Source organism: Sporanaerobacter acetigenes DSM 13106 (assembly GCF_900130025.1).
GTDB classification, from domain to species: Bacteria; Bacillota; Clostridia; order Tissierellales; family Sporanaerobacteraceae; genus Sporanaerobacter; species Sporanaerobacter acetigenes.
In genome coordinates this window covers 1-25321 of record NZ_FQXR01000018.1, presented here as the reverse complement: position 1 = coordinate 25321, position 25321 = coordinate 1, and the positions used below count along the sequence as shown (strand labels likewise).

The 25321-nt window shown below is 32.6% G+C and carries 23 protein-coding genes; 3 read left to right on the top strand and 20 right to left on the bottom strand.

Annotated elements, in window-relative coordinates; all coding sequences use genetic code 11:
* Window positions 1-10: 10 nt before the first annotated feature.
* The 12 genes from BUA21_RS12750 to BUA21_RS12695 form a co-directional block, all read right to left on the bottom strand.
* A complete protein-coding gene (locus tag BUA21_RS12750; RefSeq protein ID WP_072745222.1) occupies window positions 11-1354 on the bottom strand; it encodes an SNF2-related protein in 1344 nt (447 codons plus the stop codon).
* Window positions 1335-1616 carry a VRR-NUC domain-containing protein gene (locus tag BUA21_RS12745; RefSeq protein WP_072745221.1) on the bottom strand — a complete coding sequence of 94 codons (282 nt, stop codon included), beginning with the start codon at window positions 1614-1616 and terminating at the stop codon, window positions 1335-1337. Before BUA21_RS12745 ends, BUA21_RS12750 begins: the two co-directional genes overlap by 20 nt.
* A 149-nt stretch (window positions 1617-1765) precedes the next feature.
* Complete coding sequence (locus tag BUA21_RS12740) at window positions 1766-4012, bottom strand: phage/plasmid primase, P4 family (RefSeq protein ID WP_072745220.1); 2247 nt, start codon at window positions 4010-4012, stop codon at window positions 1766-1768.
* Complete coding sequence (locus tag BUA21_RS12735; protein WP_072745219.1) at window positions 4009-4440, bottom strand: DUF7768 domain-containing protein; 432 nt, start codon at window positions 4438-4440, stop codon at window positions 4009-4011. Before BUA21_RS12735 ends, BUA21_RS12740 begins: the two co-directional genes overlap by 4 nt.
* A gap of 2 nt (window positions 4441-4442) precedes the next feature.
* The gene (locus BUA21_RS12730) at window positions 4443-4655 is read right to left on the bottom strand and encodes a hypothetical protein (protein WP_072745218.1); all 213 of its coding nucleotides are present in this window, start codon (window positions 4653-4655) and stop codon (window positions 4443-4445) included.
* 14 nt (window positions 4656-4669) lie between these two features.
* Window positions 4670-5338: a Rha family transcriptional regulator gene (locus BUA21_RS12725; RefSeq protein WP_072745217.1), complete on the bottom strand. Its 669-nt coding sequence runs from the start codon at window positions 5336-5338 to the stop codon at window positions 4670-4672.
* A 92-nt stretch (window positions 5339-5430) separates the two neighbouring features.
* Window positions 5431-7380: a DNA polymerase gene (locus BUA21_RS12720; RefSeq protein WP_072745216.1), complete on the bottom strand. Its 1950-nt coding sequence runs from the start codon at window positions 7378-7380 to the stop codon at window positions 5431-5433.
* A 76-nt stretch (window positions 7381-7456) separates the two neighbouring features.
* The gene (locus BUA21_RS12715) at window positions 7457-8014 is read right to left on the bottom strand and encodes a DUF2815 family protein (protein WP_459550727.1); all 558 of its coding nucleotides are present in this window, start codon (window positions 8012-8014) and stop codon (window positions 7457-7459) included.
* On the bottom strand, window positions 7989-9146 hold the full coding sequence (locus BUA21_RS12710; RefSeq protein ID WP_072745214.1) for a DUF2800 domain-containing protein: 1158 nt from the start codon (window positions 9144-9146) through the stop codon (window positions 7989-7991). Before BUA21_RS12710 ends, BUA21_RS12715 begins: the two co-directional genes overlap by 26 nt.
* Window positions 9139-9480 (bottom strand): rRNA biogenesis protein rrp5, encoded by a 342-nt coding sequence (locus BUA21_RS12705; protein ID WP_072745213.1) that lies wholly within the window; start codon window positions 9478-9480, stop codon window positions 9139-9141. The genes BUA21_RS12710 and BUA21_RS12705 overlap by 8 nt, the downstream gene beginning before the upstream one ends.
* Window positions 9473-9679 carry a hypothetical protein gene (locus BUA21_RS12700; protein WP_072745253.1) on the bottom strand — a complete coding sequence of 69 codons (207 nt, stop codon included), beginning with the start codon at window positions 9677-9679 and terminating at the stop codon, window positions 9473-9475. Before BUA21_RS12700 ends, BUA21_RS12705 begins: the two co-directional genes overlap by 8 nt.
* Window positions 9680-9758: 79 nt before the next feature.
* On the bottom strand, window positions 9759-10250 hold the full coding sequence (locus BUA21_RS12695; protein WP_072745212.1) for an RNA polymerase sigma factor: 492 nt from the start codon (window positions 10248-10250) through the stop codon (window positions 9759-9761).
* 423 nt (window positions 10251-10673) lie between these two features.
* Between BUA21_RS12695 and BUA21_RS12690 the strand changes: the two genes are divergently transcribed.
* Window positions 10674-11873 carry a hypothetical protein gene (locus BUA21_RS12690; RefSeq protein WP_072745211.1) on the top strand — a complete coding sequence of 400 codons (1200 nt, stop codon included), beginning with the start codon at window positions 10674-10676 and terminating at the stop codon, window positions 11871-11873.
* Window positions 11874-11883: 10 nt separating this feature from the next.
* Here BUA21_RS12690 and BUA21_RS12685 read toward each other — a convergent pair whose 3' ends face one another.
* From BUA21_RS12685 to BUA21_RS12665, 5 genes are read right to left on the bottom strand one after another with little or no spacing between them, the layout of a single operon-like run.
* Complete coding sequence (locus BUA21_RS12685) at window positions 11884-13182, bottom strand: LlaJI family restriction endonuclease (protein WP_072745210.1); 1299 nt, start codon at window positions 13180-13182, stop codon at window positions 11884-11886.
* Window positions 13175-14947: an AAA family ATPase gene (locus BUA21_RS12680; protein ID WP_072745209.1), complete on the bottom strand. Its 1773-nt coding sequence runs from the start codon at window positions 14945-14947 to the stop codon at window positions 13175-13177. The genes BUA21_RS12685 and BUA21_RS12680 overlap by 8 nt, the downstream gene beginning before the upstream one ends.
* Before the next feature lie 3 nt (window positions 14948-14950).
* Complete coding sequence (locus BUA21_RS12675; protein ID WP_072745208.1) at window positions 14951-16078, bottom strand: DNA cytosine methyltransferase; 1128 nt, start codon at window positions 16076-16078, stop codon at window positions 14951-14953.
* A 24-nt stretch (window positions 16079-16102) separates the two neighbouring features.
* Entirely contained in the window at window positions 16103-17221 is a 1119-nt protein-coding gene (locus BUA21_RS12670) for a DNA cytosine methyltransferase (protein ID WP_072745207.1), read from the bottom strand.
* A gap of 29 nt (window positions 17222-17250) precedes the next feature.
* Entirely contained in the window at window positions 17251-17457 is a 207-nt protein-coding gene (locus BUA21_RS12665; RefSeq protein WP_072745206.1) for a helix-turn-helix domain-containing protein, read from the bottom strand.
* Between the two features lie 679 nt (window positions 17458-18136).
* Here BUA21_RS12665 and BUA21_RS12660 point away from each other — a divergent pair.
* On the top strand, window positions 18137-18472 hold the full coding sequence (locus BUA21_RS12660; RefSeq protein ID WP_072745205.1) for a transposase: 336 nt from the start codon (window positions 18137-18139) through the stop codon (window positions 18470-18472).
* On the top strand, window positions 18469-19377 hold the full coding sequence (locus BUA21_RS12655; RefSeq protein ID WP_072745204.1) for an IS3 family transposase: 909 nt from the start codon (window positions 18469-18471) through the stop codon (window positions 19375-19377). Before BUA21_RS12660 ends, BUA21_RS12655 begins: the two co-directional genes overlap by 4 nt.
* On the opposite strand, the gene BUA21_RS12650 is transcribed toward BUA21_RS12655, so the two are convergent.
* The 3 genes from BUA21_RS12650 to BUA21_RS12640 form a co-directional block, all read right to left on the bottom strand.
* On the bottom strand, window positions 19360-20736 hold the full coding sequence (locus BUA21_RS12650) for a hypothetical protein (RefSeq protein ID WP_072745203.1): 1377 nt from the start codon (window positions 20734-20736) through the stop codon (window positions 19360-19362). The genes BUA21_RS12655 and BUA21_RS12650 overlap by 18 nt on opposite strands.
* A 223-nt stretch (window positions 20737-20959) precedes the next feature.
* Complete coding sequence (locus BUA21_RS12645; protein WP_072745202.1) at window positions 20960-22009, bottom strand: 5-methylcytosine restriction system specificity protein McrC; 1050 nt, start codon at window positions 22007-22009, stop codon at window positions 20960-20962.
* Between the two features lie 5 nt (window positions 22010-22014).
* The gene (locus tag BUA21_RS12640) at window positions 22015-24312 is read right to left on the bottom strand and encodes an AAA family ATPase (RefSeq protein WP_084604301.1); all 2298 of its coding nucleotides are present in this window, start codon (window positions 24310-24312) and stop codon (window positions 22015-22017) included.
* Window positions 24313-25321: the final 1009 nt, after the last annotated feature.

Sequence of the window (25321 nt, the reverse complement as noted above, 5' to 3'; positions counted from 1 at the left end):
AAAGTCCCCCTTATTCTATTCTAGCTTTCACGGCTTCTAGTAACGCTTCTTGACTTACTTCCTTTTTATTTAGTGCCTTCATCACATCTTCGTCAATAGTTCCTTTGGCAATAATATGGTTAATAACAACAGTTTCTTTTTGTCCTTGTCTCCATAGTCTTGCATTGGTTTGTTGATAAAGTTCTAAACTCCAAGTAAGCCCAAACCATATTAAAGTTGAACCGCCAGCCTGAAGATTAAGTCCATGCCCTGCAGATGCTGGATGAATTACGGCTACCGGAACTTCACCATTATTCCAATCTTTAATATCTATAGTACTTTTTATTTCACGAATACTAAAACGCTTCTTAATCCTTTCTAAATCATGCTTAAACCAATAAACCACAAGTACTGGTTTTCCATTAGCGGCTTCAATTAAATCTTCAAGGGCATCTAGTTTTTTATCATGCACCTCTAACACCTTTCTATCTTCACCATAGACTGCCCCATTTGCCATTTGACAAAGTTTGTTTGATAGGGCCGCTGCGTTTACAGCATCAATTTCCTCACCTTCAAGAGATAAAACTAAATCTTTTTTTAAACTGTTATAAGCTTTTTGGTCTTTTTCAGAAAGTATCACAGGAACTTCATTTATAATGCATTCTGGCATTTTTAAATAATCAGTGCTTTTCATAGAAATAGTAATATCTGAAATAAGACGATAAATTTCATCCTCAGCACCAGCCTTTGGCTTATAACTAAATATCATCTGCACGTTCCGTTTATCAGGTTCAAAGAAATTATTTCTATAATGTGTAATAAATCTTCCTAGCCTTTCACCCATATCAAGAAGTCTAAACTCTGCCCATAGATCCATTAAGCCATTACTACTTGGAGTTCCTGTTAGCCCAACAATACGTTTTACTTTGGGCCTTACTTTTAATAGGCTTTTAAATCTCTTTGTTTGATGAGATTTAAAGGATGATAATTCATCGATTACAACCATGTCATAGTCAAATGGCATACCACTTTCATTTATTAGCCAATCCACATTTTCACGATTTATAAGATAGATATTTGATTTCTCCATAAGGGCCATTTTCCTTTGCCTTTCATTACCTATAGCTACAGAGTAAGTAAGTCCTTTAAGGTGATCCCACTTTTTTATTTCTAAAGGCCATGTATCTCTCGCAACCCTTAAAGGTGCAATAACTAAAACCTTTGAAATCTCAAAACTATCAAGGCAAAGGTCAAATATGGCATTAAGAGTTATAACACTCTTACCTAAACCCATATCTAGCAGTACTGCTGAAATTGGATTATCCAATATGAATTTAGTAGCATAGCTTTGATAGTCATGAGGATTGTATTTCATCTAGAATCCCTCCAATCTGAATGACATCATCTATTACATAAACCTTAAAACCTAAACCCTCTAGCTGCTTTTTTCTTTTTAATTGGAGTGGTCTTAAAGCTTTACCTGGTGCTTTTAGTTCTACAAATGCCAATCTTCCGTCAGGTAAAAGAACTAATCTGTCTGGTACCCCATCAAATCCAGGAGATACAAACTTCGGAGAAATACCTCCCATCTTTTTTACTTCCTTTATCAATTTCTGTTCTATTTGTTTTTCCTGCATTTTTACACCTTCTATTCATCAAATATATATAAGGGTGAAGGTCAATGGAGGGTATATATATAACTTTATATATATACTATTTTTTATAGCCTATAGAAAAGTTATATATATGACCTTCTACGACCTACACCTTTAAGTAAAATACACTGTTACAGGAATTCTGACTTTAGTTTTAAACCCTTAATTATATTTCCTGTCTTTGTCCTTTTCCTTTCAAAGCCTTCTGAGTCTATAGCTGTATAAAAATCAGTTGTACTTCGAGCAAATTCTCCAGTTCTGATACAAAACGCACGATATTCTTCATAAACCTCTCCCGATTTTTCTATAAAGCTTTCATCTATTTCACAGCACTCATCTAGAAAATGGGCTAGCCAGTCATTGTTTTCCCTATAGGTCTTTATTGCATCCTTCACCTTTTTAGGTGGTTCAATATTATAATTGTCTTTTATTACCTTTTCCGCACCCTCTATTATCCAAGTGAGAATTACACCCCCCGCTTCTTCATAGAGGTAGTCTGCATAATTTTTAATATCGCTACTACCTTCTATCTTTGCTTCAAAGGGAATTACAATAAGCCTTCTCCAAGTTCCTTTATCAATCGCACCCACCTTAGGTAGGTGATTGGTATATAAAACTAAAGTATGACTTGGGGTATATCCAAAAGGGTCTTTATATTTCTTTTCTGCATAGATTTCATCAGTGGAACAAAGCTGTTTAATATTAGAAGTATTAAGCCTTACCCCTTCTTCCATCTCAGCTGCAATAAGAAGTCTCTTTCCCTTGGCTTCAGCTAGTTCTGGCTTTACATTTCTTCTACATCCTACAGTAAGAATATCTGCCGATATATTTCCACTGTAGCTTCCTAGAACCCTAGCTATTACATTCCAAAAGGTAGATTTACCGTTCCTTCCTTCACCATAGGCTATAATTAAAGCTTCTACATAAACTTTGCCAATGGCTGAAAGCCCTACTATTCTTTGCACATAATTTATTAAATCTTTATCTTTTAAGAAGAATGTATCTAAGGCATCTTCCCATTTACTAGCACCTATATCATTTGGATCTACTGTTGTTTGCTTTGTTATAAAATGTGAAGAATCAGGCTCCATCATTGAATTTATGCCTTTTCTCAAATCATAGGTGGCTGTTGGTGTATTTAATAAAAAACCATCTGCATCAAGATCTTTAGGTTCAATTTCAAGCATTGGGTGTGCCTCTTTTAATGATGAAGTAATATATTTAGAATCTCTTCGTTTAATAGCATACTTCCTATAAGCCATAGCATTTTCATATTTATTAAAAGACCTCATTTGTTCATCGTTAAAAACATCCTTTGCCTTTTTCTCTCCCATTGCTACAATTAAATCTATTGCTCCGTTTTTAACCATCTCAGCCATAACTTTTTCCATCTCTGTCTCTGCTTCTTCAAGCTGCCTAGTGGTTAACTCCTGTGCCGCAGCTTGAGCTTTAGGTTTCGACTCTTCCCAAAAGCTACCGTTATAAACTATATAATCTGTTGATGGTGAGTATCTAAGGACTTCTTTGTATTCTCTTGCAAGTACAACCGCCTGTCCTACATCCGAGAAATCATCAGGCTTTAGTACTAAATCAGAGTTGTAATCCTCTGGTGGAATATATCCTTCCTGTGTTGCCACTCTCTTTCCAAAATTAACAGCACTACTCCATATCTGCTTTAATTCACTATCATCAAGTGGTGGACTGCATTTTTCTGCCTTTTTAAGAAAAAGCTCATAAGCATCATCTGTATCTCCAAAGCGTTTTATAATCCTTCCAGCATAATGAGACATTGTGCTATTTCTCTTTCCCTCTGGTACTTGCTCCTGTTCCATATCCCAGTTTTCAAAAGCATACTCTTCTAGAAATTCTGTAATGCTTTTATTCCCATCATAAAACTCAACTTCAGCATTATGAGTTCCAAATAGTAACCTTGCACTATCAAGGGCATTTCTATCAAAGTATGGAAATATTGATGCTATTTCCTTTTTTAAATTGGCATATTCATCTGCATCTGTTATTGCCATAGTCATAAAATATACATGAAATCTTGGTCTAGGGGATTTACCCCCTTTCTCTTTCATATGGTTTCTACTGTAGGCAACTACAAATGAAACACCTTGAAATGTAGTGGCCACATCAACTGAGGTTATCCAGTCCTTTGGATCATCTGAGTGGTCATTGTCACAATCGAGTGCTAAATTATCTGCTTTTATGAAATTAGCATTACTACGGTAATTATCTTTAAATTCTGCTGTAACGTGGTCAAACTTGATAGCTTCTATCATAGATTCCTTATCCGTGATTACCACCTTGTTGGGATATAGACAGTTTGAAAGATTACCAGTGCAATTTGCTGTATATAAAGTGAATTTAATCATTCCGAAACCTCCTCTAACTTCTCATTAAAATATCTGATTAACTGTTTTCGTTTCTTTGCCTTTTCAATTTCCTGTACCATCCCATTTGATATGGTACTACCAAATACCCAAAGTTCATTGCATTTCCCAAGTAAGACCATATTCATAAACATTGCAAGTTCTCTTTCTTTAGAATCATCATCATCCATAAACTGTGGAAAAAGTAGATGTGGAGCAAGAGGTATATAGTTTTTCTCTATGGCAAATCTACAAAAAGTACGAGCCTTTTTTATATTCATTTCAATATCTCCAGAATAGGGAGAACAGATATACACAAGTGGCCTGAAGGCAGCTTTTTTCTCTGCCTTCTCATTCTCAATAATATTTGTAAGTGCTTCATAGGCTGTTGGATCATAGTAACCTTCAGGGTTAAATTTATTTATACTCATGACTATTCCCTCCATAATTTTCTCGTTAGTGTTTCACTACATTCCTTACAGTAAACACTAGTACCATATAAATCACTAACTCCATCACTCAATAATTCTGAAAGATCAACATTTACCTCGCAACCACAACATGGGCATGTGCAGTACACGTTTTCATCATTAATTTCAACTGATATTTCCACAGTTTCAGTAAGCTTTTCTTTTACATAAAACATTGGCTTTCCCCCTTCTATATATCCTTGTCCTTCATTTTTGTAATGTACCATTCAAGATAGCGTTTACGCTGTTCATAATCTGGCACTGATACCAATAATCCAATATCAACCCTTTGCAAAGTCTCAATCATACTGATTTGCTCATCATTTAAATATGGTCTAATGCTCTTTCCTTTTTCTATACCGTTTGCAAGCCTAAACTGCTTTGCAGACATTCCAATTACAATTCGATTAATCATATCGCATTCGTTGCTGAAGTGATAAGGCTTCGGATTTTCGTGAAGTAGTTTTATGTTTTCTGTTAATAATGGGAACTCCTTACGAGCAGAAACTAAAGATTTAATGAATTCCTCCATCTCATTAAATCTTCGGATATATAATTCTTTAAAATGCATTGCTTTTTGTCCTGTATATCCCATAACTAATATAGTAAAGCCATCACGAGTCATGGCATAACAAGGTAGCTTTCTTCCAGTACTGTCTTTGTAATAGGTCAGCTCAAAATTGGACTTAGTGAATTTTTTACTAAGTCCAGATTTGGGCTCAGTGATTTTTGCAATATCACGCAAAACATGCTTATGTTGTTTTTCAAAGAACTCTGCCACAAATAAACTATCTACTCTTGCAGTATCTTTTGTGTCAGCAAAGATTCCATATTCATCCTTGGGTATCAATTCTTTCATAAGAAAACCTCCTATCATATAGTTCCGAGAATTGTATCTCTACCTATATGCAAAAAATCTGAAACAATCGAACCCCTTAAATTAAAATCTTCTTATTCTTTTTTATAAAACTTAGATTCAAAGCCATCAGCATTAAGAAGTAATCCCTCTATCCATGATGGAGTTTGGCTCATTATTTTACATACTTCTTCCACTGAAGACTTCTCATCTTGAATTTCTATTATTACCTCATCATGGACATGCATAACGATTTCGTATCCTTGAGTCTCTAGCTTAAGCATTGATTCGGCTAAAATATCACGACTAATTGCTTGTACAATATTTTCTACAAATTTGGGCCCATAACTCTCTATTCTCTCCCATTTCTTTGTTCCACCAACACCTTCATAGGTAACAGATTCTCCCCCAAATCTATTCTCACCAATACGAGGTTTTACATAGGAAAGTTGCCTACCACTTGGTAGTTTTATAAAGAGAATTCCACTCTGGTAAGTAAACTGAATGCCATGGGTTGATGTAGTAGTTCTACCTTTTATAGCCCTTTTAACTGCCTTATCCACACCCCACCACAACTTTGTAATATTAGGATTTGACTCTCTCCATGCATTTACTAATGGTTGTAATTCCTCTTCAGAAAGTCCCATTTGAACTGCTCCCATTGCTTTTAATGCACCTGTTGAACCGCCATAGCCTAAAGCCAATTCTGCTATTTTACCCTTCTGCCTTAAGTGTCCGTTAATACCATTTTTCTCTACTGGAACATTAAACATTTGTGATGCTGAAGCACAGTAAATATCTCCACCACCTGCAAATACATGTATTCTCCACTCTTCATTTGCAAGCCAAGCAATAACACGAGCCTCAATTGCAGAAAAGTCAGCTACAATAAACCTACTTCCTTTCTTTGGTATAAAACTTGTTCTTATTAATTCTGATAGTACATTAGGAATGCTGTCATACAGTAAATCCAAAGCTATAAGATTTCCTGTTTTAACTAAAGTACGAGCCTCTTTTAAATCAGGTAAATGGTTTTGAGGTAAATTTTGCACCTGTATAAGCCTTCCAGCATATCTGCCCGTTCTATTTGCACCATAAAACTGAATTAAACCCCTAGCTCTATTATCACTACAAACCACATTTTCCATTGCCGTATATTTCTTTACACTACTTTTTGCAAGTTTCTGTCTAATAGAAAGTGCCTCATGTATTTCCCCTTCTGCCTCTTCAAGTAACTCTGAAACTACTTCCTTGGAAAGTGAGTCTGTTTCTACCCCTTTTTCAAAAAGCCACTCTTTTAATTGTGAAGGAGAATTTGGGTTTTCAAGACCTGTTAGTTCCTTTGCCTTTTCAAGATTTTCTGTTTTGAATTTTTCATCACATGAAATTGCCTGTCTTACAAAATCCATATCAAGAGCAATGCCACGGTCATTAATTATCTGGTCTAACTGATAATTCTGCCACTCAGCATCTGGCACAGGAAATTTTGATAGCTTATCTTGTATTGCGAGTTCCGTTTCCACATCACGCTTGTTATATTCTTTAAATAACTCCCATTTTTCTAAGTCATGCTGTGGAAGATTACGAGTACGGCCGCCATTTGATTTTGTTGGAGAGCAAGGAATACAAAAATATTTAATTAAGTTTTTCCCCTCTGATAATTTTTGCTTTTCAAGACCAAGCACTGCTCCTACTCCTACAAGGGATAATGGAAGTCCTAAAGTTGCTGACCAAACAAGAGTGCAATGCCAAGATTTCGGAGAAAGATAAGTTCCTGTAGGTAACCTAAGCCACCTTGATAAGCAGACTCTTTCAAACTGTGAGTTAAAAGCCCATTTAATAACCGAATCATCAATAAGAGCATTTATTATCTCCTTTGGAACTTTCTCTCCTCTTGCAAGATCAGCTACCTGAACTTCTCCTCCATCTACCGAATATCCAAACAGTAGAATTTCAAAATCTTTGCTCTCTGCGTAACGATAAACACCAGACTTTTGAAGATTAATACTGGAAAATGTCTCAATATCAATGGACAATGTTTTCATATAATTATCATCCTTTCAAAAGAAACAAGGGGTAGAAGAATATCCTCTACCACCTTGTCTTATAGTTATTTACTTTCTATTTTAAAAAGTCATCGTCTTCCAAAGTAGTAAAGTCATCAGCTGCATTTGTTCTACCACCTAAAGGCTCACCATCTTTTATTTTTTGAATATTACCTAACCCACAGGCCACACCTTTATTGCCATTACTATTAAAAGCATAGAAATTTAAAGAAACCCTTGCATAGCAACCACTATATACCTCATTACGGTCAAGTATAGGCTTAACTGCTCTATCCACAATCTGAGGTGGGGTTGTACTATTGGCATTTACAAAGTAATGTCCTTTGTATGCTTCATCTTCACGCTCCACATCTCCATCTCGTAAAGGTAGTTTTATGGCAGCTTTATTTGGCTTTTTACCACCAAACTTATGGATTCCCTCTTCAATTGCTGCATCTACTGCTTTATTAATAGCATTTATGGTTTCTGTATCTGATTTCGGAATAAGCACTGACACACTGTACTTTTCAGCACCTCCATTAATTGATACTGGCTCCCAGCCGTGGAAATAGCTTAAACGAGTATTCGTACCTGTAATAACTTTAGTTTTATTTTGATTTATCATAATCTTCATCCTCCATTATTTTATTAAACTCATCATTTACATTTGATATATTCATAGCCGGCCTCTTATCTGTAATTGGAACTAATGTCGGCTTTCCAGGTAGTTTATATATAAGACCACCCAAAACTTCTTCAAATTGTTTCTTGCCCATTAATTTTTGCATTTCTGTAATTGTAATAAGACTTTGACGATAGATATCTCTATATCCATTTGCCCTAGCTACATTTGCCACAGCTTCTTCATCTTTATATTTACGATTAGAACGGCCCTCCACCACCTTAAATCCATTCCATTGTTTACCGTGATTAACAGCTGAATCTGTAGCATATGCAATAATTTCATTTGCCCATTTAGTAAGGTCTGGTATCTTATGAAGAATTTCTTCTATCTCCATATCAGTTAAAAGTGGTGGAAGCTTAAACTCACACCTTGCAAGTTCTAATTTTGCCTCTGCCCTTGCACGGCATTTTGCTGATGCTTTGCAGAAAGTGCACCATTCGCCAGGAATATAATCTCCTTCACCATTAATTGCTAAAATAGCCTTTGGTTTTAGTTCGTTTTCTGCCCAAGATTTAAGTTCTTCTACTGGAATTGTCCATGTACTGATATTTTCTCTGCGTGGTTGGAATATAGTCATAGACACCTCTTTGATGTCATAAAGGCTATCATAGATTTCCAAAGCACCTAGCCCATACAGCTTCATCTGTGGATTTTCTACTGCATCTACTAAAACTCCCATACCATATTTAAAGTCAATTACATGAAGCTTCTCGTCAGCAATAATAATTGAATCCCCTGTCCCAAACCCCTGTGGCACATAACAGGAAAAATCCAATTTCTGTTCAATAAGCACCAAAGGGTCTTTACAACTTTGTTTTACAATTTCTAGTTGCTCCATTACAAAATCTACATAATCATCTGTGTACTGTTCCATCTCATCAGAGTCATAACTTGAAGTAGGCCTTTTGCTCCTCATTTTAAGTGCCTTACGAAGTTTATGTTCACATAGGGCGTGAGCAGCAGTGCCTTCCGCCGCAGCTGTATTTTCTTTATCTTCAAATTCAAGTTCTAATCTCGCAGATGGCATACAATTAAGCCATCTATGTGATCCAGATGCAGAAAGTATTGCATGGCTACTCATTTATAAGTCCCTCCGCCTCTTTTAAAATATCAGCATAGTATTTAGGTTCTATTTCACTTAACTTTTCTGCACCATGCTTCTGAATGATTTCTCGTACTTTGGCAGTCATTCCAGCTTGACTTTTTTCTGCAAGAACTGCCCTTACATCTTCAAGCTTAATTTCCTTAACAGTTGGCTTTTCTTTCTTTTTAACTTCTTTATCTTTAATAGCTGTAGTCTGTTTATTATCATCAAGAAGTTCATCACCTAGCATTGCATCACAGACAGCTTGTATGCTATCAGCTAAAGAGTGCATATCTTCAGCCACATCAACCAACAGTTTAATTTTACTCACTGGCTTCACCTCCCTTAAGTTCACGAATTTCCACAGTTTCAACTGAATCACCTGGCGAAAGAACAAGTACATTTACTTTTTCGCCAAAAAGAAAATTCAATAACCTTTTACGAATCTGCATTGTACCACTCTTAATAACTGGTGAAGGGTTGCCACTAGGATCCGTAATATTAACACATACCTTATGCTTTAAGTTCATAGTTCTCGCCCCTTTCCGAGGTTTCTTTTTTATCCCTCTATCCATATGCAAAAAATCTAGGGGTATCGAACCCCCTTTTTTAGATTTTTTTACGAAGATTTTCATAAATTCTTTTTAGTCGATTTCTAATAGCCGTTTCAGAAACACCTTCTTCCCTTGCAATATCAACATTAGTACGTTTTTCATAGAATACCTTTTGGATTAATTCCTTCTGTTGGGGTTTTAAAGTTTCAATTGCTATCCTTAGCTTGTCTAACTTCTTCTCATGCTCTTCTTCTTCTATAGACTGGATTATGCTTTCCATTGGATTAGATGTAGGATCAATAAGGTAAGAATTGCGCTCAGCCACATCCTCTTCATCTTTGCCTTGATATGAATCAAAATGAACTGGAGCGTGATAAGCCTCACGGCGGTTAGCATCTACCTCTAAGTCGTCCATTTTATGAAGTGTAGCAATTATTGTATCTGTTACACCTTCTTGGTTTGGTTTGACTTCTACTGTTTGTCCATTAGCTGAATAATAAATGTAGTTAACACGATTTTTCTTACTCGTCTTGTAGTTTCTTGACATGAAAATGCTCCTTTCCACCAGACTGCACTGGTGGCAAAGGATACAAATAAGGCCTGTGCCTTAAAAGAAGTACACAGACCCTAAAAGTAGACGCAATAAGGTAAGGGTACTTCTATTGCAACACAACTATCCTTATGGATATTGTGAAACAATATGTATCCTCTGCCCTTATTGCAAATCAGGCATTCGATATTTTTTTGGAGACTAACAACCTCCCTAGTCATAGAAAAAATAACTAGATAAAGATTTCACTAGTTTTCTTTCTGAATATATTGTCTCATTTTTTTAATGACAATTAGAATAGCCTTAATATCTCATTATTTATTTTTTTAGTAATTACCTACGTTAGTAATTTGTGGTATAATATTGTTAAAGTAATTAATTATTTTATATTTATCAATTATTGTTTGGGAGGATGTGTTCATGACTATTTCTGATACTTTTAAGAGTGCATTTGTTTTTGAAAGCTGTAAATGTGTCACTGACTACAATGAGGTTGTTAACTTAAATACTGGAAATAAAACCAAGAGCCTAGTAGTTAGAAATGACATTTCAAAAAAATTTAGAGCTGCTTATATCTATGGTGAAGGTTTAAAAGAAATAAGAAGGCAAAGAGCTAATGATAAGAACAATATTTTAGGTGAGTTTTTAGGCATAAAAAAAAACGACATAAACTCTGTCATGTCGTTTTTTAATAAGTATGGGTTTTTATTTGATTTAAGTGGTTATGATCAATATGTAAATGTAAATGTAGAAGATATAATATACTTAAAAGATAATCTTGAAGCCTTAATAAACTTATTAAATGCCCAAAACACCAGTAAAGTTAATTACAAGAAGTTCTTAGACTCAGCACTGTTTTTATTACTTAAAGAAGATCGAGAAATAAAAATTAACGATGAAACTGTATATGAATCAATTCACAATTCATTTTTAAATAATATTAAAAATGCCACTAAAACCAATCTTATAGAAGGGGATAATATAGTTCATGTACCAAGAAATGATGGTGGGAAAGACATAGCATATAGATGTCAGGACTCTCTTTTGGAAAGCGGAAATTATGACATCATAATAAGTGATTATGATAAAATTCTAGAAGATGACAATCCTCATATGGGTTTTACAAAACAGATATTTAAAGCGTATGTAATAAAGAATTCTCTTTTTACTAAGGATGAAGAATTAGCAATTGAGTTTTTATTTCATTTTATAAAACAGATTTCCTCAGTTAATCTTGACTTGATATCTTTAGATATGCCTTTTGCAGATGAAGTTTATGATAAGATTCAATCCGAAGAAAATATATACTTGCATGATGCTTTATTTAAAATATCTAAATTCTTAATTGAAAGAGAACTTAACTATCATTTGTCAGAAATTAGACCGGTTTATAATGTAGAAACTATGCAACCTAACTGGAATCTTCCTTCTTTGTTATCTGCTATGTACCTTTCATTATTTTACTTAGACTCAAGACAAGCATCTTATAGGGCCTGTCAAAACATTAATTGTGGTCAGTTTTTTCTTGTTTCTAAAACTAATTCAATAAAAAAATACTGTTGCGTTTATTGTACTAATGCCGTTTCACAAAGAAGATATAGACATAAAAAAGGAGAGTGATAGATAATTCTCATCTTTCACTCTCCATATCTTTATTCTTTTTTAAGCTTTCTTCTATTGCTTTGGATAGATTTTTTATCTCTTGTCTATTAGGTCTAGTAGAGTTAGCTATTAATGTTTTCACATCTACAAGTATACCTTGAACACGCTCGTAATCCCTAGTAGAATGTTTCCATCCTGCCACTGCCTCTCCTATAGAGAAATAATTATCGCTCGTTCCAAAAATATTATTTGCTTTACTAAAAGGCATAAGGAATGCATTTAATACATCTTTACCTTCTCCACGCTCTTTTTCGAACTTGCTGTTTTCAGCTATATATTCAGCATAAGTTATCTGCTTATTAATAGATGTTGACCTTGGCAAATCACTAGGTTTACCAGAGTGTCCATACTTATAATATTTCGCATCTAATACACAAATGTGCTCATTAGTAACCATGATACTATCTGGTTCTAAGGCTGGATTATGCCTTTCACCAAAGTCTAATCTCCAGGTTGTTCTCGGAAAATAATAATCTTTTTCTTTAATACCATAAGTTTCATCAATTAATTTTTCCCATATATACTCAAAGTTATTCGTTCCAAAGTAAAACTCTTCTGGATCATCTGCACTATTTCTAAAGTCTATTATTGCTAACATGCTTTGGAATAGTTGCTTAAGGGTATCGTTATTAGCGTTCTCAAGCTTTTGTTGCAATACACTCTTATATACCTTTAAATTAGGGTTCTTCACTTCAGCTGGTTGTGGAAGTTTAAAATGATAAATCCATCCCATTTTTATAAAACTTTCATAAACACAATACTTGTTAATCTCAGTTATTAGGTGCTTGTCTGTATCACTATTTTTTCGAACCATTAAATTTGGAAATACAAAACCCGACTTTTGAACAATAGGTTGAATCTTGTTTATTGTTTCTCTCATGTTAACTGGTCCAGATGTGCCAGGTACATATACTTCTTCATTTTCTTTATAGTAATCATTTTGTAAATAATAGTGGATAACCCTAAAGTATGCTTGAACTGGAAACCTTACAGTTTTCAGGACTTGATCTGCCGTAATTTGAGACACCCTTGATTGTTTATCATTATAAGCTTGGAGTACACTGATTAGGTCTAAAATTTCATCCCTGACATCCTCTTCTTTTTCAGATATTTTATAACCAATTGGAAAATACACATTTACCTCATGTTTATCCCCTATGATTTCAGACTTAATCCCAACAAATGTGTCTCCTTCTCGATTGGTAGCATTTCTACAGTATTCACTCAAAGGCTTAGATAAAGTAACTTCTTTAAACTCATTACTCATTTCTAGTTTCCTCTATTTTATCTTTTGAGAATAAATTATCTTTAATATCTTGATTGAATACATTAAATCTTATATCACCATCAAACCTGTTAAAGTCGTCTAATACTTTTTCCAAGTTCTTATAGTTTGATTCAAATAAATCATCCCTACTAAATTTGAACGCATCATCCCATAAATATTTAATAACTTTATCTCCAAATCTAGAGTTTAAATCTTTAATTACCTTCTCCAGTTTTTCAGTGTCATCTGATTCAATACCATATCTCTCCGTTATTTCATTTTTATCTTTATCTTTATCCATAGAATAATATTTAAGAACATCTTCTGTTACAAAATATGCCCCTAAACGCTTATCTTCTGATGATAATGTGGTTGCTCCACTAGTAACTATTTGTTCATTAACAACGGTATTGAATTTTTCCCAAGTTATAGATGTATCCAAAATATTTATCTTGGCATGCTTTGCTTTTGTTACATCGTTTTCTATCATTTTCATATTCCATCTTCTTTGAAATGCAGTATCTAAAGTAAATACGTTTTGATCTGCAGTATTCATCGTTGCTAAAATATTTAAGTTTGATGGGATATAAATTGGTGTTTCTTTTTTCCCAAAAACTTCACTTGCTATATTATAATTAGTTATCTTATAAGAACTTGTCCCATCAAATTCTCTATCCAACAATTGAAAGATCTCTCCAAAAATTGCGGGTGCATTTCCTCTATTAATTTCCTCAATAACTAAATAGAAATATTTATTAGGATTTTTTATTGCCTTCTTTAATACTCTAGTAAACGGTCCTGGTGTAAAATCATAAGTTATTTCTTTCTCATCGCCTTCACCTTTAACTGTCGGCAGAATTTGTCCTACAAAATCTGTATTCATATAATCAGGGTGAAAGACAACACGTTCCATTTGACTAAAGTCTTTACAATAATCAGTTTCTATCGTATGACTCTTTCCTGAACCAGGCACGCCATAAAGAAGGGTATTTGTACCACCTGTTAATCTTTTCATTTTATCAACATTCTCGCTATCGTTAGTTTCTGGGTAATCTTCTATATTTACACAAATGAAAAATTGTTTCACTAGAGGAAGTACATCTTCTCTAATTCTAAATGTATAAACTCCATTATTTATAGTTCTATCAAATAATCCCCATGAGTTAGCAAATGGTCGTAAAAATACTTCTGCCTTTTTTTGCTTTACTTCTACTGCATTTTTTCTATAATTTAATATTAGTTGCTTAATATTATCATAATCTGAGTCAGTCATTGCACATTCATCACTTGTCCATAATGCAAATTCATTACTTGTATGATATCCATTGAGATCTGGATCAAGCATTAACTTAAATAGCATTCTACCAGGATGAATGTTTCGTCCATGTTCTAATACTACCCAACTAAATATCATTTCTAGCAAAACTGTCTTGTAGTAATTTTCTTGAACCTTTATATTATAGGCATCATCAAAACACGATAAAAAACGATAGCCTAAATCTGAGATATTTATAGTTCTATCTTCTGTAGCATTAACAAGACAATATTGTTCCAATGTTCCTGAGGCATGCGTATCAGGTTTTGTTGGATCCCATTGCATTCCTGCCTCAGACCTAGCATTAGGAAAAATTTCATCTCTTCCCCTTTCATATGAAAGAGGCTGATTCATTTCCACAGCCTTTAATAATATTGCAATTGTCTTGGGGTCCACTACATTGGTTTCATAATTTATTTTATCATGTATTCTTTGTAGTTCATTTGACATATTTTATACTCCTTTAATATTTAATATTGGTTCAATTATTTTTTTTACTAGTAAAGGTGGTATTCCCTCACCTATTACATGCCTAATTAAATTATTGGAAGCCCATTCTGGGATATTCCAATCAAAAGGTAAAGTAGAAACAATCATTAATTCATAGATTGTTAGTACTCTAGGATTAGTGTACATCATATCACCATTTTTATCTTTTTTCCATGGTCTACCTGGATGTACATTATTTTGAGATCCTATTATTCCATTATATCTTGTCACTGTTGGTGCTGGTTTGTTCCAATACATTCTGTGATATGTTGTATTATATCCACTTATTCTTTCTCCATCTTTTCGTTTTGGATAATGTTTTATATTGTCAAATGCCGTATTGCCTGTGGGGGTATATAACATGCATTCCACATTTCTCCAAACATGATGTGGAGGCTTATGCCACTTATGGAAACTTAATGCTTCTTCTGTGTTTGATGGTAATACATTTCTATATTCTTTTTCTCTAATAATTGGCCATAAGTCTGGTATACCTTTTAAAGCCTCTTCTAATAGAATTACCTTGTTTTCTTTTTTTGGAAATTCCCACTTAATACCTGTATCTTTTCGCGAAAGTAATATTATTGATCTCTTTCTCATTTGAGGAATTCCATAGTCCATCGTATTTATAATTTTTTCTTGATTAATATAATATTGTTTACCTAAACGAGTTTTAATATAGTCTGGTATCATAATTTCTACACCATTGTATTCAATTGGTGTTGTTAATTGTTGAACTACATTTTCAATAAATACAAATTTTGGTTTTAGTATATCAACAGCATCTATTGCATATTTAACCAGGCTATTTCTTTCATCATATGGATTCATATCACCAGCAATACTCATACCCTGACATGGGGGTGTTGCAATTATCAAATCAATTTTCTCTTTTTGAGAGTTTTCAATAATTTGATTAAATATACTTTCGTCTGTTATATCCCCATCTATCATATTACAATTAGGATAAAGATGCCTATAAAAGTTTGCTCTCTCCGTTATCAATTCGTTTGCAATAACTACATCTATTCCTATCTCTTCTAAATATGTTTCAGCAATTCCTACATTAGCAAATAATGATAATGCTTTCATTTTTATTCTACCTCTCTATGTTTACTATTTTATGTCCAATTGTTTTACAATCTTTTTTACTGCTAATGGTGGAATCCCTTCTCCAATTACATCTCTTATTAACGGAATGCTTGCCCATTCTGGAATATTCCAATCATCTGGTAGAGTTGTTATTCTTAATAATTCTAAAATAGTTAAAACTCTTGCATCTGAATATAAATTAGTTCCTTCTATTTTTCGTCCTGGATGAACATTCTGAAATGATGAAATTGTACTATTATATCTAGTTACAGTTGGAGCTGGTTTTTCCCAATCCATTCTCATGTATGTCCGAGGAGCGCCTCCAACCATGGTACCATCTGGTTTTTTGGGAAAATATACAGGATTTTTCCTAGCACTACAACCAGTAGGCGTATGCATCATAACTTCTACATTTCTCCAAACATGTTTTGGTGGAAAATGCCACTTTGAAACTGCTAACCCTTTTCTCTTCTTTTTCTCAAATGCAGGAAAAAAGTTCCTATATTCTTTTTCTCGCACTTCTGGATCTAATGAAGGCAAATCTCCAATAGCTTCTTCTAATGTAACTATCTTTTTTTCTTTAGGAGGAAACTCCCAAAGCTTATTTGTATCTTTACGTGCAAGCAAAATAATTGCTCTTTTTCTCTGTTGGGGTACGCCATAATATTTTGTATTCAATATTTGATCCTTGTTGATATTATAATCCACCCCTAATTCAGCTTTTATATAATCTGGTATCCCTATTGACTTACCTTTAACTCTAATTTGAGTTTTTAATTGCTGTGTAACATTTTCAATTAAGGCATACTTAGGCTTAAGTCTTTTTATAGCCTTTACTACCCAAATAATTAAATAATTCCGCTCATCATCTGGATCCTTAGAACCAGCTAAACTCATTCCTTGACATGGTGGGGTAGCCAAAATGAACTCCACATTTTGTTCTTCTGATTCTTTAATTATTTGTTCAAATATAATTTTATTCGTTATATCACCAGTAATCATTTTACATGATGGATAAAGGTGCTTATAAAATTTTGCCCGTTCCTCTAACATTTCATTAGCTATAACTATATCTACTCCAACATCCCTTAAATATGTTTCTGCTATTCCTACATTAGCAAATAAAGAAATCCCTTTTATCATATTCTATCACCTAAATAATAATTATTTTGTTATTCCTTTTCTGTAAATTCTACAATGTCACCAATATCACATTTAAGAACTTTGCAAATGCGCATTAATACATCCATACTAACAGGTTGATTTTTACTTAGTCTCGAAAGTGTCGTTGTTCCTATATGTGCTGCTTCCTTTAAATCCATCTTCTTCATGTTTTTATCAATTAGTAACTTCCATAATTTATTATAATTAATTACCATATTTACACCTCTAAGTAATAACAATTTATCGATAGTATACCATAAACAACTTGTATCTGCAATATTCTTACCCTATATCGCAATTATTCTTATCATATAAGTAATTTATTTACCCTTATAGTAAATTTATTTATCTCATTGTCAATAAAATAGCAAATGATTATTCAATAGTAGAATAAAAATACCTTTTATCTAGCAATAGTATACTTTTCACATAACATTTGTTTTTTTTGCGTACACAATAGACCCTCCTAACAAAAATTCCCCTAAACTTATCACCTAGGGGAATAAAAACACACTTACATATTTACTCAAAACCCTCTCAGCCAAGCTATTTTAACCTATTCCTTCTCTATCAGCACAACCGTCTCCAAATGGATTAGGACGTAGAGATAATACCAATACGCATAAATAAGGGGTTTTGCAAAATAGGATCATCACTTAGACTCACTTGTTAAAAAAAATCCACTAAATTCCTTTAAAGCAAACAAATTTAAACTTTATAATCACTAATCCCGAATATATTCAAAAGAATTATTATCTATTGTAGTACCGTCATGAATTGTTTTCACATACCCCCATAAACTCATTAATACAGGTTTGATGTTGTATAAATAAAGTTGACACCTTATTCTCGTATAATTCAAAATATAATTAAGAGAATAAGGAGGTGCTTATCATGGCACAAAAACGTTATGACCAGGATTATAAAGTCCAGGCAGTTAAGTTAGCCAAGGAAATTGGTATTAATAAAGCTGCAAAAGAAATAGGAATTGCTCCAAGCACAGTAAGCGGATGGGTAAAAGCCTCTAAAGAAGGCGTACTTGATTTAGGTGCTGGTTCACACACTCCTGATAGTGCTCTTTCCCTTACAGAAGAACTTATGACCCTAAAAAAGCAAGTTAAAGAGCAGAGTAAGGAAATCAAACGTTTGAAGGAAGAGAATGAATTTCTAGAGGAAGCAAGCGCTTTTTTCGCCGCCAGCCGTCGGAAGTCAGTAAAAACTCACGAATGAGATTTATAGCTATTAAGACTAATGACGGCATGATTAAGGGTAAAATATCATTTTATTGTAGGATGCTTAAAGTTAGCCGTCAAGGCTTTCATAATTATCTGGCAAATAAAGATAAACCTTGGAAGTATGAGGCTGTCGCTGAAGAAATGATAAAAATCAATTCTGAAGATGAGTACAATGATACCTATGGAAGAATCCGTATGCATCAAGCCTTACTTCTAAAAAATCCTGAAAATGTCCATATCCCTAGTGAACGTACTGTTTATAGAGTTATGGAGGAAATTGGTCTTAGTCATAAACCTAAACGTAAACCTAATGGTATAACCAAAGCTGACCGCGAAGCCAGAAAATCTGATGATCTTCTTAAGCGTGATTTCAGAGCATCTGAGCCTCTTAAAAAGACTGTAACAGACATATCAGAAATTAAAGCAAAAGATGGTAAACTTTATGTATCTGCAATTTTTGACTGCTATGATTTAGCAGTTCTTGGGCTTTCAATGGATACAAATATGAAAGCCACCTTGTGTGTAAATACTCTTGATAATGCTTTTAAAGCTTATCCTAAACTTAGGGGTGCCATTGTTCACTCTGATAGAGGTACACAGTACACCAGTAATGAATATCGCAATGTAATAAATAAATATGGCATACAGCAAAGTATGAACAGTGATGGTGGCAGATGCCATGACAATGCAAGGTGTGAAAGTATGTGGGCCAGAATGAAAGAAGAGCTGCTTTATGATCGTTACAACACTAAAGAAATGACTGTTGAAGAACTTAAGATTCTTATATGGCGTTATTTCATCAGTTATTGGAACAACAGGAGGATTTGCTCTGCCAATGGTGGGCTACCTCCTATGGTTAAAAGACAGAGATACTATGAATCTCTAAACCAAGCTGCCTAATAACGAACTATGCGAGAAAAAACTGTCAAGTAATATTGACAATATCAGTTTCACATCCTTCGAAAACTTTTCAATTATATTATTATAAGATTTTGTTACCTTATCTTCTAATATTCGCTCATCCCAATTCTTTGCTTTTTTAATTGCTATCTTTTCAAAAACTCCTCCATTATCATCTATCACATTAGCAAATAAATTTATTGTATCCATAGTTTGATATAAAACTTCAGCATCAGCATACTTTTCAGAAACTATACAATCATAAAATAATAGGAAGGATTTGCATAGTGATATAATTTCTTTATATAAATAAAACGATTGGCCCTCTAAATATGCATACTCTAATTCTTTTAAAAATTCCTTTACATTTTCAACCTTATAAGAATAACTTATAAATATCTTACTAATATCACAACTAACAGGTTCTGATATTTCAAACATCTGTGATAATTTGCTACAATACTCTTGTTTAATATCCTTAGCTGGTAATACAAGATTGAAGGCATTCCATTCATATGCAGCCTCTATTGCTGAAGCAGTCAAATATGCTACACCATCAAAATTATCATTATGCCTAATCCATAACAATAATAGTTGTGGAATAATATACTCTTCGATAAATGGATTATCTTTATTATTTACTTTGACAGAACATGCTGCTCTAAGAGGATATGTAATTAAATACTTAATTAAATAATTATCAATCAATTCTTTCTTATCTGCGTGATTATAATACCCAATCTCCACATCACTAATTAATTCTAATGGTTGAATAGAAAAATCTATTAACTTTAGAGTGCCCCTATCAATTGGGTTGAATCTAAATTTACTAAAACTAAACTTTTGGGGCATACCACATTCAAACCAGCATAACTCTATATAACTCGCCAAATATAAACATGGATATCCAGCTATACTATATCTATACGGTCTAATTAATTCCCGTTTACTCATTGGTATATGAAATAAATCTTTTCGACTATATTTTTCTCCATTTTCAACTCTTATCCTATAAAAATCATTAATCGTTTTAATTTCTTTTATATATAAATGCTTTTCAATTTTCCCCATTACTTCATTAAGTTTTTTATATAATTCTACCATATATGCAGAATCATATAATTGATAAATTTCTAATATACCATTACACAATTCCTCTATTAAATAAAATTCTCTTTCAAGATTATTATAGAATTCATCCCTAAAAAAACGATTGTCAGTATTACTTATAGCTATTTTAATTGCTTCTATATATTCCTTAAAATAGCCTTCCAAAAATATATCTATTGGTAGCTCCCCCCTACTTATTGGAAGTCTATAATCATTTATAATAGTAAAAATTTTATCATCATATACCATAATATTTTCCCCTTTTACTAATTTGATATTTCCCACTGTTTACTCAGTATTTCACGTGATTATGAAATAAATTATAGAGATTTTTTAAAGTACTTATCATTATCAAGAATTCATGGACGTAGAATAAGATAGTATTCTATGAATAACCTATTTTATATTTTTGCCCTTTTCCACCTTCCTCTACTTAATTTTGAGAACTTACATGATTAATCTTTATTAAATCTTATATTACCAACGATAACAATCTATCCAATATATCTTTCCATTCTGTATTAAGATTCAAAGTTCTTATTCCTATTCTTTTCCCGAGTATTGGAAAGTTTGCATTAATCTCTTTTTCTATAGTTGGATATAATAACATTCCTTTTATATCACCTGTAAAATTGCTATTGTTTACATATGCTAAGATTTGAAACAAATGGGCAGTACGAACCTTTTCAATATCTGTCCAGTTACTTGAAACCAATGTCTGTGCATAGTATTTAGTATCGATTATTAATTGGGTATTTTTAACCTTGTCTTCAATTACTATATCAGTTCTCATTTCTGGAAGTAGGGATAGTTCTTCTTCACTAATTTCCTCATCTAAATTCCATTTCAGTTTAGGAGAATGCACTTTATATAAATTTTCATCTAGATGAATTTTATAAAAATTTAATACAAATTTTTCATAAAGCTTTGCCATTTGATTATCCCTTATAAAATCTGAAAATGTAAATTCATTATCATCCTCGTTGGTAATTAAACCGCAATAGATTAATTCACTAATATTTATTAGCATTCTATAGTGATAATTATTTCTATTATACCTAAGAGAAGAAAATAATTCCTTAGAAAGCCTAATATCCTGAATATCTGAAAAATGTAATCTTATTTTTAATAGTTTGTTTCTTAAATCATCATCTAGCTGAGGTGATTTTACTAATATATTAATCGTAGTTTTTATAATCTGGTTTAATTTAATATTCTTTGAAAAATCATCAAACTGACAAATCATACTTGCATTGTAGAAAGTCTGTTCCTTTATCGAATCTGATATATTTATCTTCCCTTTAAGAGTTGATGTTGCTTCATTTTCCTGAATATAGTATCTATTGAATCCTCTCTTGATTAAACTACTTGTCCCATTAATGTAGATCCTTGCAAATAGATTATATATATTATCAAACTTTTCACTACCCAAAAAAATATTATCTGACTGCTCAAGTACATTCCATGCATAACAAAGCATATAATATATATTTTTTATTGGAATTTTAGGACTAGCATTCATATCAATCACCTTAATAAATCTTCAACATAGTTCTTTGCTTTTTCCTCTTCATCAAACCAATATTCCTTAATAAGTGGCTGAATCTCATATTTGATTACCTCTTCATACCATTTATCCGTATCTACATAGTTACAAAAATAGCTGTGCCCGATTCTAAAACCTTTACCTAAATTAACATCTTTTTCAATCTCTAAATTAAGGCTTCCTATTCTCATCTTTATTTTATTTATTAAATCTTCACTAGCCCCTTGTAATAGAAGGTGTTTTTTAAATGCTTCTGTTTCAAATGCGGGTTCCAATTCAACAAAACAGAACCTTCTTCTTAAAGCATAATCTATTATTGCTAAGCTTCTATCAGCAGTATTCATCATACCAATAATATATAAGTTTTCTGGCACATAAAAGAGCTCATCTGAATAAGTAAGTATTATCTCTTCTCCACGTTTATCACTTTCTATTAGCATCATTAATTCTCCAAATATTTTGCTCATATTTCCTCTATTAATTTCATCTATAATAAAAAAGTAATCCTCATCTAGATTTTCTGATGCTATTTTGCAGAATTGATGGAAGGGTCCTTCCTTTAATTCAAAACCAGTTTCATTAGGTCTATAGCCCATAATAAAATCCTCATATGCATAGCTCTGATGAAATTGAAGCATTTTTATTTTGGATTCATCTTTTTTCCCCATTATAGAATAAGCTAATCTTTTAGCTACATATGTCTTGCCTACTCCTGGTGCACCTTGTAGTATAAGATTCTTTTTTCTTTTTAACAATGATTTTATGGTCTCATATTTTTCTTCGCTAATAAAAACATCTGATAAGAAATCTGACTTAGTATAAGATTCGTATTCTACTTGAGTTGGAATATCAAAGGGTGAAACTGTTGCTCCTATCCTAGTTTCGATTTCTCCGCTCCAGGCTTTATAGGATAACTCTGGAAAAGAATGAACAGGGTAATCTTCATCATCAAATTTTTCTTTCATCATCTCTACCAAACCGAGATAGTCTGTTCCTGTACACATTTTTTTTGCGGAATTACGTGGTATTTTTATTTTTAGTTTCTCTGTCAAAGCAGTTCTTGTATTATTATCTAAAGTTAAATAATCCCATGGCCTAATCCAATATAACCCAAATGTAATATTCCATTGAATACCATGCTGATTGATTACTTTATCATATATCTCTATAAATGAATGTTTGTTTTCTGCTGTATAATCATCAGCTAAGTTAATTGCGCACTCGAACAACATCCATAAATTATCTATATCAGTTTCTTTTCTATGATCCTCACCACCAAAGAACCATGACTTCATATTATTTAGCACAGGAATACCATCAAATGAGGTAGGTACACTCTCTTGGACACCAAGTAAATCCGCAAGTTCTTCCATTATCAATATTCTATTTTTATTTGTAATCCCTTTATTGAATAGTCCAAAAACTGTAAATGGGCAAACATCAGTCAAAACTTCTTCCTTACCATCAGCTAATTTTTTCATTAAAGGATTTTTCATATCAATTTTATTAAATATTTTACTAATCCCATCCATCAATTCCAATCGATTATCCTTGTATTCTAACAGAGCTTTAGCGGTTTCCTCATAAAATCTTGTCCATTCATACTGATTTTCTAGCATATTATTAACTTCTACTTGAGAATTTTCCTTTGTTTCTCTTTCTGCTAAAAATTCACCATATTTTATCATCCCTGCAGATAATTGACCATTACCAAATTTCTCGTTTACTCGTTTAAAATCTTTGTTGGTTCTTACCCTCTCATCAATTTTCTTAAATTCATCAACCGAACCAACGGTAAATAAGTCATCATTTTCTAAATTAAGATTTTCAATTTCACTACATGCTTTTTCAAGAGCATAGATGTATCCTTTTTGTGTATGAGGAGAATACGGACTTCCATTACTTTGAATTTGTTCGCCCAACCACTGTTCAAATTCAAGTTTTAAATAAGTATTATTTAAAGTATCTTTTATATCTAAATCATTGCTATTAGCCATTTGCCCAACAGCCATGGTAAACTGTTTATATTGTTCTAAAGCAGAACTCCACCTTCTTTTTGACACTAAATTTTTTTCTATATATAATTCGGAGGATTCAAGTAAATTAATTATCTCATTCAATACTGCAATATCTTTAACCCCATATATATCTTCTGATATGATTTTTTCTCCTAGCCCAAAATTACTGACAGTGGTTATAGCTGAGCCATATGAATTTATAGTACCATCTGCTAAATTAGTATTTTCTTTTAACCATTTTTCAAATATTTTCCTTCTCAATTAACCCACACCCCCCACTTGCTTTGTTACTCTAGAATTTGTATAGCCTGTATTATTATTATATCTTAAAGATATGTATTTTCAAATAAAGCTATATCAATAACAAAAAACCAGTAAGGATTATAACTCTAAGTCCCAACTGACTCATATCTAAACTTCCATATTTTCTAATCCCGTCCAAGGTAACATATACATTTTCTTTCTCCCCTGAATCCCGCTATTTCCAACCCCTCAACTGTCTTTTCTTTTCAGCCTAACTATAATCTCCACATGGGTTGTCTGAGGAAATAAGGCAAATACGCATAACTAGGGAAGTTACCTCCTCATTTATCCTTTTGATTAAAATAATAAAATTTAATGGTCTATATATAATTAATTAATAAATATGAATGTATTGTTGAAAAAATATCAGTGGCATAATTCTTACTAACTAAATATTTATAAAAAGCCTTAACGGCTTCTAAATGATTCTCCATGCTACTAATAGTATTTATCTTTTGTTTCTTATTATAACTTCCTATACAATCCACTACATCATCAATCGTAATACTTGTTGGTCTATTGCTTTTATTAATTGATTTTAAATATTCGATAAACTAATTCACATGATTTTCATATTTACTATCTTCTATTAAATATTCATTTTTCCATTTTTCCATAATATCCATCGTAATTGATCCTCCTTATTTCCCACTATAGTAATTCATGCTTTTAATTTATATCTTATTATCTTTTTATTAGTTTTTTGCCCCAACCTTTGTTTTAATTATACTATATCCCCTCAATAATTAATTGTTTCTTATGATATACAAAAAAATTAATCAATACCCCATAATTAAATCCCTACTAGGTTTTATTTCTCTCCACCCCCTTTATGTAAAACTCACTCATATTTTATATTTTAACACAATTTTTTTAAAAAATAGAGAGCTTGTTTATTAAGAAAACCTTATCGCTAAAAAGTGCACACACCCAAAAAAACTGCACACCCGTGTGCATAATTTAGCAT